The organism is Aeromicrobium sp. P5_D10 (genome assembly GCF_054049535.1).
Window position 1 is genome coordinate 441,051 of sequence record NZ_JBFUME010000004.1, and the last position, 13,857, is coordinate 454,907.

The 13,857-nt window shown below is 64.4% G+C and carries 15 protein-coding genes; 8 read left to right on the forward strand and 7 right to left on the reverse strand.

The window, feature by feature from the left end; translation table 11 throughout:
- Positions 1-9: 9 nt before the first annotated feature.
- On the forward strand, positions 10-465 hold the full coding sequence (locus ACXJKC_RS09910; RefSeq protein WP_456696529.1) for a GNAT family N-acetyltransferase: 456 nt from the start codon (positions 10-12) through the stop codon (positions 463-465).
- 10 nt (positions 466-475) lie between these two features.
- On the opposite strand, the gene ACXJKC_RS09915 is transcribed toward ACXJKC_RS09910, so the two are convergent.
- The 6 genes from ACXJKC_RS09915 to hisC form a co-directional block, all read right to left on the reverse strand.
- Entirely contained in the window at positions 476-1,777 is a 1,302-nt protein-coding gene (locus tag ACXJKC_RS09915; RefSeq protein WP_456696530.1) for an MFS transporter, read from the reverse strand.
- A gap of 45 nt (positions 1,778-1,822) precedes the next feature.
- Positions 1,823-2,395: a TIGR00645 family protein gene (locus ACXJKC_RS09920; RefSeq protein ID WP_456696531.1), complete on the reverse strand. Its 573-nt coding sequence runs from the start codon at positions 2,393-2,395 to the stop codon at positions 1,823-1,825.
- A gap of 20 nt (positions 2,396-2,415) precedes the next feature.
- Positions 2,416-3,720, reverse strand: coding sequence for a dihydrolipoamide acetyltransferase family protein (locus tag ACXJKC_RS09925; protein ID WP_456696532.1), 1,305 nt, complete (start codon positions 3,718-3,720; stop codon positions 2,416-2,418).
- A 24-nt stretch (positions 3,721-3,744) separates the two neighbouring features.
- Entirely contained in the window at positions 3,745-4,716 is a 972-nt protein-coding gene (locus ACXJKC_RS09930) for an alpha-ketoacid dehydrogenase subunit beta (protein ID WP_456696533.1), read from the reverse strand.
- A complete protein-coding gene (gene pdhA, locus ACXJKC_RS09935; RefSeq protein ID WP_456696534.1) occupies positions 4,713-5,831 on the reverse strand; it encodes a pyruvate dehydrogenase (acetyl-transferring) E1 component subunit alpha in 1,119 nt (372 codons plus the stop codon). The genes ACXJKC_RS09930 and pdhA overlap by 4 nt, the downstream gene beginning before the upstream one ends.
- 203 nt (positions 5,832-6,034) lie before the next feature.
- The gene (gene hisC, locus ACXJKC_RS09940) at positions 6,035-7,102 is read right to left on the reverse strand and encodes a histidinol-phosphate transaminase (RefSeq protein WP_456696535.1); all 1,068 of its coding nucleotides are present in this window, start codon (positions 7,100-7,102) and stop codon (positions 6,035-6,037) included.
- A 44-nt stretch (positions 7,103-7,146) separates the two neighbouring features.
- Here hisC and ACXJKC_RS09945 point away from each other — a divergent pair, with 44 nt between their 5' ends.
- Together ACXJKC_RS09945 and ACXJKC_RS09950 are read left to right on the forward strand one after the other, a co-directional pair.
- On the forward strand, positions 7,147-8,085 hold the full coding sequence (locus ACXJKC_RS09945; protein WP_456696536.1) for an EamA family transporter: 939 nt from the start codon (positions 7,147-7,149) through the stop codon (positions 8,083-8,085).
- Positions 8,086-8,124: 39 nt separating this feature from the next.
- Entirely contained in the window at positions 8,125-8,535 is a 411-nt protein-coding gene (locus ACXJKC_RS09950) for a phage holin family protein (protein ID WP_456696537.1), read from the forward strand.
- A 432-nt stretch (positions 8,536-8,967) separates the two neighbouring features.
- On the opposite strand, the gene ACXJKC_RS09955 is transcribed toward ACXJKC_RS09950, so the two are convergent.
- The gene (locus ACXJKC_RS09955) at positions 8,968-9,342 is read right to left on the reverse strand and encodes a hypothetical protein (RefSeq protein WP_456696538.1); all 375 of its coding nucleotides are present in this window, start codon (positions 9,340-9,342) and stop codon (positions 8,968-8,970) included.
- A 429-nt stretch (positions 9,343-9,771) separates the two neighbouring features.
- Here ACXJKC_RS09955 and ACXJKC_RS09960 point away from each other — a divergent pair, with 429 nt between their 5' ends.
- The 5 genes from ACXJKC_RS09960 (at position 9,772) to ACXJKC_RS09980 (ending at position 13,822) form a co-directional block, all read left to right on the forward strand.
- The gene (locus ACXJKC_RS09960) at positions 9,772-10,260 is read left to right on the forward strand and encodes a low molecular weight protein-tyrosine-phosphatase (RefSeq protein WP_456696539.1); all 489 of its coding nucleotides are present in this window, start codon (positions 9,772-9,774) and stop codon (positions 10,258-10,260) included.
- A 66-nt stretch (positions 10,261-10,326) separates the two neighbouring features.
- Complete coding sequence (locus ACXJKC_RS09965; protein WP_456696540.1) at positions 10,327-10,779, forward strand: hypothetical protein; 453 nt, start codon at positions 10,327-10,329, stop codon at positions 10,777-10,779.
- A 44-nt stretch (positions 10,780-10,823) separates the two neighbouring features.
- Positions 10,824-11,690 carry a fructosamine kinase family protein gene (locus ACXJKC_RS09970; protein WP_456696541.1) on the forward strand — a complete coding sequence of 289 codons (867 nt, stop codon included), beginning with the start codon at positions 10,824-10,826 and terminating at the stop codon, positions 11,688-11,690.
- 39 nt (positions 11,691-11,729) lie between these two features.
- On the forward strand, positions 11,730-12,422 hold the full coding sequence (locus ACXJKC_RS09975) for a response regulator transcription factor (protein WP_456696542.1): 693 nt from the start codon (positions 11,730-11,732) through the stop codon (positions 12,420-12,422).
- The gene (locus tag ACXJKC_RS09980) at positions 12,419-13,822 is read left to right on the forward strand and encodes a sensor histidine kinase (RefSeq protein WP_456696543.1); all 1,404 of its coding nucleotides are present in this window, start codon (positions 12,419-12,421) and stop codon (positions 13,820-13,822) included. The genes ACXJKC_RS09975 and ACXJKC_RS09980 overlap by 4 nt, the downstream gene beginning before the upstream one ends.
- The last annotated feature ends 35 nt before the right edge of the window (positions 13,823-13,857 follow it).

Below are 13,857 nucleotides of genomic sequence, written 5' to 3' on the forward strand. Positions count from 1 at the left end.
ATTCGAAATATGACGCATAACGACTTCGACAGCATCGTCGAGCTCAACCAGAACGCCCTCGAGGGCGTCGGTCCGCTCGACAATGAAAGCCTCTCCCTCCTGGTCAAGATGGCCGACCAGGCGCTCGTGGTCGACGAAGGCGACGGCGACATCGCCGGCTTCGTCATCACGGTCCCTCCAGGAGCCGAATACGATTCCAGCCGCTACCGCTGGTTCGAGGACAAGCTCGTCGAAGACTACGTCTACCTCGACCGCATCGTGGTCTCCGAAGACCACCGTCGCGAGGGCGTCGCGTCCCGTCTCTACGAGGAGATCGAGGCCGATCTGCCGATCGCCCTCGAGGTGTACGACACCAACGACGTCTCGATCGCGTTTCACGAGAGCCGCGGCTTCGAGTCGGTCGGTGAGCTCGAACACCAGGGCAAGGTCAACCTGATGCTGGTCCGCGAACCTGACGAAAGCTGAGCCGAGCCCGCTACGCGAGCCCGGTCATGCGTGACCGGGCTCCTGGGTCGGCGGCGAGGAGATACGCCCGGGTTCGGCGCCGATAGCGCCAGATCTGGATGAAGCCGAGTCCCCACAGGACGTACTGGAACGACATCGCCCACCGAAACGCTTCCGGTGTGTAGCTGGTGCCGGATCCTGGCGTCCGCCAGTCGAGGATCAGGCCGATCGAGATCACGAGCAGCAGGCTCGCGATGAACCCGCCCTGGTTGATGATTCCGGTCGCGCTGGCCAACCGGTCGGCAGGATTGGATGTTCGCCCGAGATCGAAGCCGATCATCGAGGCAGGACCTCCCACGCCCACGGCGACGACCAGAACGACCAGCATCCAGATCGGTGCATTGCCCGGCCAGCACAGCACTATCGCCCATGCCGCTGCGATCATGCTGACGACGCCCAGCACAATCGTCGAACGGTGCCAGGGATGGCGGCCGATGGTCCAGCCGATGATCGGGCCTGCTGCCATGGTTGCCAGCACCATGACGGTCAGCAGAACCCCCGCGAGATTCTTCGACAGGCCTTCGCCGCGCACAAAGAACGGGTAACCCCACAGCAGACCCAGCGACGTCGTACTGAACTGGCTCGTGAAGTGCACCCAGAAACCGAGCCGAGTACCCGGCTGGGACCAAGAACTGCCGAGACTCCGACGGATCTGGGTCAGGGACATCGATCGGCCGCGCCTGGTCCGATTGTCGGGGTCGTCACGGACCACGACGAAGAGCGCGATCGACAACACCACGCCGAGCGATGCCGCAAGCAAGTAGGCCTTGGTCCACCCCAACTCACCGAGCGCGATCGTCATCGGAACCGCTGCGATCACCGCACCGAACTGCCCGATGACGCCCGTCAACTGCGTGATCAACGGAATCTGGCGAGGTCCGAACCAGGCGCTGACCAGCCGCAGGACACAGATGAACGTCATGGCATCGCCGACCCCGACGAAGACTCGCGCGATCAGCGCAAGGGCGTACGTGTCGGCGAGGGCGAAACCCATCTGCGCGACCGTGAGTGTCATCGCTCCGGTCAGCAGAACGCGCCGCGGGCCGAACCTGTCGACCAGGATTCCCACCGGAATCTGCATTCCCGCATAGACCAGGAGCTGCAACATCGTGAACGTCGCCAGCTGCGAGGCCTGGATGTCGAACCGGTCCGCCGCAGCCAATCCAGCCACACCCAGTGACGACCGGTGGAACACCGCCAGCAGGTAGACGAGCAGCGCGACCGTCCAGACCGCATACGCTCCCGAGCGACGCGCGTGGTCAGGTTGATTCACCAAATGAGTCTAGGCCTCATCGGGAATCCAAGCCTCCGGACATTGTCAGTGCTTGGCGTCGGCAGCAGGCAGCTGGAGACGGTCGATATAGGCCAGTCCGATCGCCGAGGCGATGAACGCCATATGGATCAGCGTCTGCCACATGATCATTGTGGCGGGGTCCTCGATCTTCGAATTCGGCCCGAAGTACGAGGGCGCCTCGATGAAGGTCTTCAGCAGGTGGATCGACGAGATGCCGATGATCGACATTGCGAGCTTGACCTTGAGGACATTGGGATTGACGTGCGACAGCCACTCCGGCTGGTCGGGGTGGCCCTGCATCTTGATCCGCGACACGAACGTCTCATAGCCACCGATGATGACCATGATCAGCAGGTTCGCGATCATCACGACGTCGACCAGTCCGAGGACCAGCAGCATGATGTCTTCTTCGCTGAAAGTGTTGAAGTCCTGGATCAGATGGACGAGTTCTTTCCAGAACAAGACGACGTACACGCCCTGCGCGAGGATCAGCCCCAGGTAGAGGGGCGCCTGCAGCCAGCGGCTGAGGAAGATGGTCGAACCGACCACATTGGCGAGATGACGTTCACGGGCGGGCTGAGTTGTCTGTTCAGTCACCCGCGAATCCTACTGGTATCTCAATAGGCCAATGCCCACGCGGGTTCGCGCAGGATCGCGGCGACGTCGGCCAGGAACCTCGAACCCTGCTCGCCGTCGACGACGCGATGGTCGAAGCTCAGTGCCAGGGTCGTGACCCACCGCGGCACGACCTGATCGTGCTCGTCGACCCACGGACGTCGCTCGATCGTGCCGAGCGCGAGGATTCCGGACTCCCCCGGGTTCAGGATCGGCGTGCCTGCATCGATGCCGAAGACGCCGATATTGGTCAGCGTGAACGTGCCACCAGTCATCTGGGCCGGCTGGGTCCGCCCTTCACGGGCGGTCGCCGTCAGATCACCGATCGCAGTGGCCAGCTCGACCAATGACAGGGCATCGGCCCCGACGATATTGGGCACCACGAGACCACGATCGGTGGCCGCGGCGACGCCCAGATTGATCGACTTCTTCATCACGATCTCCTGCGCATCCTCATCCCACGATGCGTTGAGCTCAGGGGTTTTGCGCATTGCAAGGCAGATCGCCTTCGCGACGATCAGCGTGGGCGAGACCTTGACGCCGGCAAATACCTGGGACTTCTTGAGTGTCTCGACCAGTTCTACGGTCCGCGACACATCGACTGTGACCCATTCGGTGACGTGCGGCGCTGTGAACGCCGAGCGGACCATCGCTGCGGCGGTTGCCTTGCGTACGCCCTTGATCGGGATCCGAACGTCGGTATCTGCGGGGCGGCCCGTCGTCGAAGATCCGGGTTGGGCAAAGGCCTCGACCTCCGCCCGCGTGATGATGTCACCTGCCGCGGGGACATCGGCCAGGTCGATGCCGAGATCCTTCGCGAGCTTGCGCACGGGCGGCTTCGCCAACACCCGGTTCGTCCGGCCTGGCACTTTCTCGATGTCTACCGAGGCGACCCGACCGGACGGTTCAGATGCGGCGATATCGGCAATGCGACGCCGACGCACGGTCGCGTCAGCTCGTGGCCCGTAGCCCACCAGCATGGCCTGCTGGTCGGGCGAAGCGTTCTCTTCCTCGTCGTCTCCCTCGGCGATGACACCAGCGGTCTCGACTCGGCCGAACACCTCACCCGGAGGCTCCGATCCGATCGAGATGATCGGCGTACCGACCTGCACCGTGTCGCCTTCGGCCACCAGGAGGGCCTGCACCTGTCCGGCGTACGGGCTCGGCAGCTCGACGATCGACTTGGCCGTCTCGATGTCGACGATGACGTCATTGACGTTGACTGTGTCACCGACAGCCACCCGCCAGGTGATGATCTCAGCCTCCGTCAGACCTTCACCGACATCTGGCAGTGCGAACTCGCTCATCTGCTCTCCTTCGATACGTTCGGATCAGTAGGCACGGACCCGGTCCACGGCATCGAGGATCCGGTCGAGGGACGGCAGATACTCACCTTCGGCGCGACTCGGCGGATAGGGCAAGTCGTAGCCCGTGACGCGTTGCACCGGCGCCTCCAAGGAATAGAAGCACTCATCGGTGATGCGGGTCGCGATCTCGGCACCGAGACCCAGCGTCCGGGCTGCCTCATGGACCACGATCGCCCGGCCAGTCCGCTTGACCGATTCGACCACGGGGCCAAGATCCAATGGCGAGAGCGCTCGAAGATCGATGACCTCGAGGTCGATGCCGTCATCCACGGCAGCCGCGGCCGAATCGAGACACGTATTGACCATCGGACCGTACGAGATCAGCGTCGCGTCACTGCCAGAACGAACGACCTGCGAGGACCACAACGAAGCAGACGCCGATTCGGTGTCAACCTCACCGGCCTCCCAGTAGCGCCGCTTGGGCTCCATGAACACGATCGGATCGTCCGACGCGATGGCCTGCTGGATCATCCAGTACGCATCGTGCGGATTGGAGCACGAGACGACCTTGAGACCTGCCGTCATCGCGAACTGGGCTTCCGGGCTGTCGGAGTGATGCTCGACCGCCCCGATACCGCCGCCGAACGGGATGCGGATCACGATCGGCATCCGGACCTTGCCCGCACTGCGGAAATGCAGCCGGGCGACCTGACTCACGATCTGGTCGTACGCGGGATACACGAAACCGTCGAACTGGATCTCGATGACCGGCCGCATCCCGCGGAAGGTCATGCCGATCGCGGTGCCGACGATGCCCGACTCCGCCAGTGGGGTGTCCATGACCCGGCCCTCGCCGAAATCCTTCTGCAGGCCCTCGGTGACTCGGAAGACGCCCCCGAGGCGGCCGACGTCCTCGCCCATGACGAGCACGCGGGGGTCGCTCTCCATCGCGGTACGGATTCCGGTGTTGAGCGCTTTGACCATCGACATCTTCATGCTGACACCTCCAACGATGCGCGCCAGGCGACGTACTCGTCACGCTGCTGCTGTAGCTCGGGTGTGGTCTCGACGAAGACGTGATCGAACCACTGCGCAAGATCGGGCTCCGGGATCTGCTTGCAGAATTCCCGCAGCCGCACACCGACCGCGTCGGCTTCCTCGTCCAGAGCCGCGAAGAACTCTGCGGACGTACCCTCGCGCTCGAGCAGCACGCGGATCCGGTCGATCGGATCCTTGGCCCGCCACGCCTCGACCTCGGCGGAATCGCGATAGCGACTCGGATCGTCAGATGTCGTGTGCGCCCCCATCCGATAGGTGACGGCTTCGATCAGCGTCGGTCCCTGGCCGTCCCTGGCCCGCTGCAGCGCGATCTCGGTGACGGCGCGGCAGGCCAGGACGTCGTTGCCGTCGACCCGTACGCCGGGGACGCCGAAGCCATCGCCGCGTTGCGCGATCGGCACACGGGTCTGTCGTGCGGTCGGCGCCGAGATCGCATAGTGGTTGTTCTGGCACAAGAACACGACCGGCGCTTGATAGACCGAGGCCCAGTCGAGTGCCTCGTTGACATCACCCTCGCTCGTCGCGCCGTCGCCGAAGTACACGATCACGGCGGTATCGCGTTCGGGATTCCCGGTGCCGACCAGACCCTCGAGGTTGAGGCTCATGGCGTAACCCGTGGCATGCAGTGTCTGTGCGCCGATGATGATCGCGGGCAGCCCGAGATGATGTTCGGCTGGATCCCAACCAGACATCTCGGATCCGCGGAAGATCCCCAGGAGATGCGTCGGATCGACGCCACGGCACCAGGCCACACCATGATCGCGGTAGCTCGGGAAGGCGAAGTCCTGCGTCCGCAGCGCACGTGCGGAGCCGACCTGCGCGGCTTCCTGGCCGAGCGACGGCGGCCACAGGCCGAGCTCACCATGCCGCTGCAGCGCATAGGCCTCGGTATCGACCCTGCGGGTCAGGACCATGTCGCGGTACAGCGCCTCGATCTCGGCGCGGTCTCCATCGAAGGAGTAGCTCGGATCGGAACGGCGTTCGCCCGCGGGCGTCACCAGCTGGACGAACTGCGCGTCGTCAAGGTTCTGGGCAGACGGGTTGTTGATCATGCGTCTCCTCAATCAACCGAGATGCGGGGTCTCCGCTCCGGAGTTCGAAGCCCGCGATCCTTCGGTGTCACGAGGGTGGGGGACGCCATGGGGATCGCAGTTGTGTGACGGGTGTCACGTTGATATCCACCGTAGTCGCCCGCAGTCCCCAGTTCCAGCTCTGGCCCGCGCCTGTCACCTCAAACGACCGAACGCAGCGAGGGTCACGACCGCGAGGCACCCTGTTTCCAGGCCGCTGCGAGCTCGATCAGCTCGGCGTTGATTTCGGGAGTGCCGATGCTGATGCGTACTCCGTCGCCGGCGAACGGTCGAACACTCACGGGGTCGCATGCGGCCGCGAACGCGAGCGCGTCCTCTCCCAGGGGCAACCAGACGAAGTTGGCCTGGGTATCGGGCAACTCGAATCCGTGCGCGCGCAAAGCTGCGACCATCGTGATCCGCTCCTGGACGATCGCCTCGACCCGCTCCTGCAGCGCGGACTGTGACTCCAACGAGGCGATCGCCGCCGCCTGCGACAGGTCGGTCACCGTGAACGGCGGCGTGGCCTTGCGGATCGACTCGGCGATCTGCGGCCGCGCGATCGCATAGCCGACTCGCAGGCCGGCCAGACCGTAGGCCTTCGAGAACGTGCGCAGCACCACGACGTTGTCGTGACCGGCCAAAGCCGCCAACCCGTCGGCCGCCTCCGGATCACGGACGAACTCGACGTATGCCTCGTCGACCACGACCAGCACATCGCCGGGCACCCGATCGAGGAAGGACGACAACTCATCGGCCGTGACGACCGGCCCGGTCGGATTGTTGGGGGTGCAGATCAGGACCACCTTGGTCCGCTCGGTGACCGCGGCAGCCATCGCTTCGATGTCGTGGGTCGCATCTGCCCGCAGCGGGACCTGGACGGACGTGGCGCCCGTCAGCGCAGCAGCGATCGGGTACGCCTCGAACGAACGCCAGGCGTAGATGATCTCGTCGCCGGCCTCCAGGTGCGCGTTGAGCAGCGCGAACAGCACCGCCACCGATCCCGTGCCTGCTGCGAAGCAATCGGACGGCAACTCGAACCGGTCTGACAAGGCGTCGTACAGACCTGTCATGCCCGCATCGGGATAGCGATTGATGCGGGCCAGTTCGGCCGAAGCCCGTTCCATGACACCCGGCAACGGCGCGTACGGGTTCTCATTGCTGGAGAGTTTGTGATCCTCGCTGATCGCGGTTTTGCCTGCACGATAAACCGGAATGTCGTCGAGCGCTTTCCTGGCGCGAGGGGTACTCATGCACCGACCTTAATCGCAGCGCGAATACCTGTCAGAATCGGGAGATGACGGCCCCTCATCCCCGGCTCGGATACGCCATGGTCATCATCGCGGCGATCCTGTTCGGCCTCAACGGTGGCGTCTCACGCGTCGCGATGGGGTCGGGGCTGGAGCCCGAGGCATTCACGACCGTGCGGGTGACGGCCGCCGCGCTGGTCTTCGCCGCGTACGCCGCCTGCTTCCGCCGGTCGGCCCTTCGGCGTCCCCGAGGTAGTGCCCTGCTGCTCGTCATCGCCCTCGGTCTGGTCGGCGTGGCGATGATGCAGCTCGCGTACAACGTGGCCATCACCCGGCTCCCGCTCGGTATCGCCTTGTTGATCGAGTACCTGGCGCCGGTGTTCGTCGTGCTTTGGGTGCGGTTCGTCCGCAAGGAGCCGGTCCGCCCGCAGATGTGGGCCGCCGTCGCGCTCGCGGTCGGCGGCCTGGCCGTCGTGAGTCGCGTCTGGAACGGCTTGCAGTTCGACGGTCTCGGCGTCGTGATGGCCCTGCTCGCCGCGATCAGCTTCGCGGCGTACTTCCTGATCGGCGAACACAATGTCGGCTTCGACGATCCGCTGCGCGTCATCTTGTGGGCGTTCATCGTGGCGACCGGGGCGATGAACCTGGTCCAACCGATCTGGGAGACGCCCCGCCTCTCGGGCAGCACCTCATTGCTCGGCCGGCTCGACGAACACTCAATCAACCCGCTGATCCCGATCGCGATGGTCGTGGTGCTCGGCACCGTCGTGCCGTTCTTCCTGCAACTGATAGCCCTCAAACATCTACCGGCCTCAATCGTCGTAGTCGTCGCGATGCTCGAACCCGTTATCGCGAACGTCTTGGGCTGGGCCTGGTTCGAAGAGACACTGACCCCGGTGCAGATACTCGGCGCAGTCGCGGTGATCGCCGGAATCGTGCTCGCTCAGACGTCCCGAAAGATCGAACACACGATCCCCGCGCCGTGATTGACTCCCCCACGTGTCGGGGAATGCAACAATCAAGGCATGGAGCGTTTCCTTTCGACCTGGCTCGTCAGCGCCGTGGCCCTGTCCGTAGCCGCTTGGCTGCTCGGCGATCACATGAATATCGGTGACTCCGGCGAATCGACCGGAGCGCGGATCGTCGCGATCCTGCTTGTCGCCCTCGTCTTCACGATCATCAACAGCTTCGTCGGCCCCGTACTCAAGGTGCTGTCGCTGCCGTTCATCATCATCACGCTGGGCTTGGCGCTGCTCGTCATCAATGCACTGCTGTTGCTGCTGACCGAGAAGATCACCGACGCATTCGACGTGGCGTTCCACATCGACGGATTCTGGTGGGCCGTCGTGGCATCCATCATCATCTCGGTGAGCCAGTCGATCGTCGGGGCGTTCGTGAACCCGCCGAAGCAGTCGGTTCGCGTCATCCGTCACTGAACACAGTTCGACTGTTGTGCTTCAGGACGTCGGTAGAACCAATACGTTCTGGAGTGACCTGGCCGCCTGTTCCGAACGCGGCGGCTCTGTAGTGGGCGTATCGGAGGTCGATGCCGATGTTGATGTTGATTGTGACGGCAACGCTGCCGATATCTGCCGTTCGGAGTGATCCGCAAACTACATCACGATCGCGTCCTCGGGCGCCGGCTTGCTCGGCAGCCTCAGAGACCGAGGGGACTTGGGAAAAAGTCCCTCGTTCCCGTCGGCCTCGAACCGGTTGACGTACTTGTAGAAAGTGTTGGGTTTGGTACCGAGCTCAACCCTGACTTTGGTCACGCCTAAAAATCAGGGCCCGGATTGGCCTCCTGATGATGCGTTCTTGAACAGATTCCAAGTCGCATCGGGTGGTTGGGCAGCAGGACGTCCGGTCAGCTAAGCGATTCGCTTCATCCAACCGCCGGGCGCGCAATCGTGGATTGAGCCGTTGCTGGCATTGCCTCGGCAGAGCCTCATGTAGACGGCCGCACCTTCAGCGATTTCCGCGTTGTAGGTGACATAGCCGCTGGCACTCGCGCTACGACTGTCCCACAACTTCCGAACTGTGCCGCCGGAACCGACTTTCCACTCCAGAACACCGGAATAGCCGTCGGCTCGTACGTCTTTCACGGAAAAAATCTCACCCTCGTGCTTGAAGATTCCCGCCACGTAGCCATTGCCGTTGCTGTCAAGCCAAATCCAATTCGCACCGGTTCCTGCCGACGCTGGCGATCCCATCATCACGAACATCGGCGCAACGAGCGCTGCCATAAGCATGCCTCGCACAGTCCTCTTAAACCTTGTCACTGGAACTCCACCCATCCTGTAAACGCCAGTTGATTAATTGTTACGAACTGTCTCAGATATCAGAGATGGGGTCAAACCTATGCCTCAACAGGCTTAGGGTTCTTCGGCGTCCAGTCCCAAACACGGTCTACCCGAGCGGATCCGTTCCCAAGCGGGGCTCGCGCAGATCACAAGGACTTGCTCGATCCCTTCATCATCGAGCAAGAGCACCGGGACCTAGGTCGAGCGGCGAAGCGTTGGAGGGCGTACCTCACACGGAATCACCCGACATTCGAAACGCCGGGTCCCTCGACGAATTCGTCGGACACTGACAGCCTGACCACCGCCAGTGGCCGCTTGATAGACAAGGATGCACCGTGTACGCGAATCGGTTGTCGGAATCGGGAGACGCACATGACCTACACCATCGCGATGGTGTGCCTCGGCAACATCTGTCGCTCGCCCATCGCGCACGTCGTCCTTGAGAGCAAGCTCGTCGAAGCCGGTCTCGACGACCGCTTCGCCGTTGTGTCGTCAGGCACCGGCGGCTGGCACGAAGGCAATCCCATGGACACTCGCGCGGCAGCAGTGCTCACCCGCGCCGGATACGATCCGACGCGCCACCGTGCGCGCACGTTCACGACTGATTGGTACGCCGAGAACGATCTGCTCCTGGCCATGGACCACAGCAACCAGGCCGACATGCTCGAACTCGCACCGACTGTAGCCCAGCAGAGCCAGGTGCGGCTGTTCCGGGACTTCGACCCGCTCGCCACTGAGCACGACAACGAGGTCCCCGACCCGTACTACGGCGGCGCCGACGGATTCGATCTCGTCCTGGCCATGATCGAGCGCACCGTCGACGAACTCGTCGATCAACTGCCCGCGCTCACCCGTTTGTAACGTATGGCGGCATCCCCCCTCCGCCATTAGGCTGCGAGCAATTGCACTGCGACTCCGGGGGATCACATGACCACACAAATTCGACGACGGGTCGGTGCATTGTTCGCCGGGGCCGCATTGACGACGGCCGCGCTCGTTGCCAACACCGCTCCAGCCCAGGCGGCCACGGGATGGACGGACATCATCTCCTACCCCGGCTCATATGCTGTCCTCGCCTGCAAGCGCGCAGTCTCCGGCCCCTTCGGACCTTTGTGGGAGATCACCCTCGGAGCGTTGACCGCGCCAGGTTACGGCGCCGCCGGCAGCGCCACCGTGCTGCGCTCGGGCAAGCTGGTCGCCAAAACCAGCGTGACCGCACGCGACGGCCAGTGGCACTTCACGACGATCCACGCCTCGCGCCTGCTGCCGGACAAGGTCGACTTCAGCGGCGGTTTCAGTGTCACGTCGATACCCGGATCCGGCGGCGGTGGCAGCACAGGACCAAAGAACCCGGCGGCCTATCTGGCCACCTGCGACTGACCGGCCGCTCACACGGCCACTGCCCACGCGGTAACGTCATCGTCATGGCACGCATGGCAGGGACCGCGGCCCGGGCGGAGTCACTCCTCGGTCTGGGCGTCGTCTCGACCACTCCCGTCGCCGGCGGCGACATCTGCACGACGACCCGGTTACGGCTGACCGATGGTCGCGGCGCCGTCATCAAGACCCGCCCGCATGCGCCCGACACCTTCTTCGAACGTGAGGCCGATGGCCTGCGCTGGCTTGCTGAGGCCGACGGCGCCAAAGTCCCGCACGTGCTGGCCTCTGCCGAGGACTGCCTCATCATCGACTGGGTCGAACCGGTCAAACCGACCGCCGAGCTGGCCGAGAGGTTCGGCCGCGATCTCGCGGCGACGCACCAGTTCGGCGCGGACACGTTCGGCTCCACCGCCGACGGCTTCATCGGACTCGCCCCGCTGCCCAACCGCCCGCTGCCGGCCTGGCCGGAGTTCTTCGCCTCCCGGCGAGTCATGCCATACGTCCGCGCAGCTGTCGATCGGCGAGCACTGACACCCGACGAGGCCACCACGATCGAGACCGCGATGCGTCGTATCCACGATCTCGCCGGTCCGGCCGAGCCACCTGCTCGCATCCACGGCGATCTGTGGTCGGGCAATATGGTCTGGGGCGCCGACGGCAATGTCTGGCTCATCGACCCGGCCGCTCACGGCGGTCACCGGGAGACCGATCTGGCCATGCTGTCGATGTTCGGTGCGCCACATCTGCAGCGGATCCTCGACGCATACGCCGAGGCGACCCCGCTCGCCGACGGGTGGCAAGATCGTATGCCGCTGCACCAGCTGCACCCTCTGCTGGTGCACGCCGTGCTGTTCGGCGGCACTTACGGATCACGTGCCGCGGCCGCAGCCCACAGCCTGTTGTCGACCTGATCTCAGGACACCTTCAGACATGCGGGGCAGACTGATCCCATGCGCATCCTTGTCGTCGACGATGACCGTGCCGTGCGTGACTCGTTGCGCCGGTCCCTGGAGTTCAACGGATACACCGTCGACTTAGCCTCTGACGGGGCGGAAGCACTGGCCCGCGTCCCACTGATCAACCCTGACGCGATCGTCATGGACGTCATGATGCCCAAGCTCGACGGGCTCGAGGCGACACGAGCCCTGCGCAATGCCGGCAACGACGTGCCGATCCTGGTACTCACGGCTCGCGACGCCGTATCCGACCGGGTCGACGGGCTCGACGCCGGTGCCGATGACTACCTGACCAAACCGTTCGCGTTGGAAGAGCTCTTGGCCCGGATCCGGTCGCTGCTGCGCCGCTCGTCCCGCGCCGCCGAGGTCGAGCCGGATGAGGCACCCGTGACGTTCTCGGATCTGTCGCTCGATCCGGTGACTCGCGATGTCACCCGCGGCGGACGGTCGCTGTCGCTGACCCGCACCGAGTTCGCCCTGCTCGAACTGTTCCTCCGCCGGCCCAAGCGGGTGCTCGAACGATCGTTCATCCTCGAAGAGGTCTGGGGCTTCGACTTCCCGACGACGGCGAACTCCCTCGAGGTCTACGTCGGCTATGTCCGGCGCAAGCTCGAGGCCGAAGGCGAGCCCCGGCTGCTCCACACAGTGCGCGGCGTGGGGTATGTCCTGCGCGAGACTCCCCCGTGATCGACGCTGCCCACCGCGCACTGCAGAAGATCACCGGCCGGATGTCGCTGGCACTGCGCGTCGCAGTGCTCACCACTGCGGCCGTCGCCGCGACGCTCGGCGTCGTCAGCGCGGTCGCGTTCGTCACGGTCCGAGCCGAGTTCCAAAGTTCGCTCGATGAATCGATGCTGCGCCGCGCGAACGCCGCCGTCGACAGCGGCTTCAGCCAAGCGCTGCTAACCAGCGAGTCAGTGGGCGCGCTCGCCTACCTCGGCATCCAACCGTTCATCGTTCAGGGCGGGCAACTGTTCACTTCCAATCCCGCCACCAGTTCGGAGTTCGTCAAGCTCAAGAGCCATCAAGAGGTTGAGGTGTCGATCGGCGAGCGCAAACAGTCTATGCGTACCGTCACGATCCAGGGTGTTCCGCACCGAGTCGTCGCAGTCAGCGCGGGTCCTGGCAAGGCACTGGTTCTTGCGCAGTCGATGGAATCCAACCGCGATGCGCTCGAACGGCTCAAAATAATCCTGCTCCTTGCAAGTACCGCCGGCGTGTTGCTGGCCGGCGGTGCCGGATGGGCTGTTGCGACCAACGGTCTGCGTCCGGTACGCCGGCTCACCGCGGCGACCGAGCGGGTCGCGCGCACGTCCGATCTCACGCCGATCCAGGTGACAGGACGCGATGAACTGGCCCGACTGACCACATCGTTCAACTCGATGCTCCAGGCGCTCGACGCCTCACAGGAACGGCAACGCCAACTCGTCGCCGATGCCGGCCACGAACTGCGGACGCCGTTGACGAGCCTGCGGACCAATATCGAGCTGATCGGGCAGGCGGCCGACAGCAGCGACCGTCAGCTGTCCGTCGAACAGCGGCACGAGATCATGGACGATGTCCGCGCGCAGCTCGAAGAACTGACCAACCTGGTCGGTGACCTGGTCGAACTGGCCCGTGACGAGCCGATGGGACGGGCACCCGAACCGCTCGACCTGGCCGAGGTGGTCGCGCACGCCGTCGACCGGGTCAGGCTCCGCGCACCCGACGCCCACTTCGACGTCGAGGTCGAACCGTGGACCGTCATCGGCGAGGCTCAGCTGCTTGAGCGCGCGGTGACCAATCTGCTCGACAACGCCGCGAAGTGGAGCCCGGACGACGGCCTGATCACGGTGCGACTCAGCGGCGGCGAACTCACTGTGATCGACCAGGGTCCCGGTATCAACACCGAAGACCTGCCGCACATCTTCGACCGTTTCTACCGTTCCAGCGAAGCCCGCACACTGCCTGGATCAGGTCTCGGATTGTCGATCGTCAAGCGCGCGGCCGAGCGCCACGGCGGGACCGTCGAGGTCGCGTCGCCGCCAGAGGGCGGCACGCGTTTCACGTTCAGGGTGCCCGAATCGGTTCTTCCCGACGACATCTGAGGGGTCCGTGGTTCTTTGATCCCTCACACGCCACT

What these genes read in the sequence shown, in the direction of transcription:
- pdhA (WP_456696534.1), bottom strand. Translation starts at nt 5,831, where the DNA reads ATGATCAACAACCCGTCTGCCCAGAACCTTGACGACGCGCAGTTCGTC.
- ACXJKC_RS09970 (WP_456696541.1), top strand. Translation starts at nt 10,824, where the DNA reads ATGGCACGCATGGCAGGGACCGCGGCCCGGGCGGAGTCACTCCTCGGT.
- ACXJKC_RS09965 (WP_456696540.1), top strand. Translation starts at nt 10,327, where the DNA reads ATGACCACACAAATTCGACGACGGGTCGGTGCATTGTTCGCCGGGGCC.
- ACXJKC_RS09930 (WP_456696533.1), bottom strand. Translation starts at nt 4,716, where the DNA reads ATGAAGATGTCGATGGTCAAAGCGCTCAACACCGGAATCCGTACCGCG.
- ACXJKC_RS09945 (WP_456696536.1), top strand. Translation starts at nt 7,147, where the DNA reads ATGACGGCCCCTCATCCCCGGCTCGGATACGCCATGGTCATCATCGCG.
- ACXJKC_RS09925 (WP_456696532.1), bottom strand. Translation starts at nt 3,720, where the DNA reads ATGAGCGAGTTCGCACTGCCAGATGTCGGTGAAGGTCTGACGGAGGCT.
- ACXJKC_RS09975 (WP_456696542.1), top strand. Translation starts at nt 11,730, where the DNA reads ATGCGCATCCTTGTCGTCGACGATGACCGTGCCGTGCGTGACTCGTTG.
- hisC (WP_456696535.1), bottom strand. Translation starts at nt 7,102, where the DNA reads ATGAGTACCCCTCGCGCCAGGAAAGCGCTCGACGACATTCCGGTTTAT.
- ACXJKC_RS09950 (WP_456696537.1), top strand. Translation starts at nt 8,125, where the DNA reads ATGGAGCGTTTCCTTTCGACCTGGCTCGTCAGCGCCGTGGCCCTGTCC.
- ACXJKC_RS09910 (WP_456696529.1), top strand. Translation starts at nt 10, where the DNA reads ATGACGCATAACGACTTCGACAGCATCGTCGAGCTCAACCAGAACGCC.
- ACXJKC_RS09955 (WP_456696538.1), bottom strand. Translation starts at nt 9,342, where the DNA reads ATGGCAGCGCTCGTTGCGCCGATGTTCGTGATGATGGGATCGCCAGCG.
- ACXJKC_RS09960 (WP_456696539.1), top strand. Translation starts at nt 9,772, where the DNA reads ATGACCTACACCATCGCGATGGTGTGCCTCGGCAACATCTGTCGCTCG.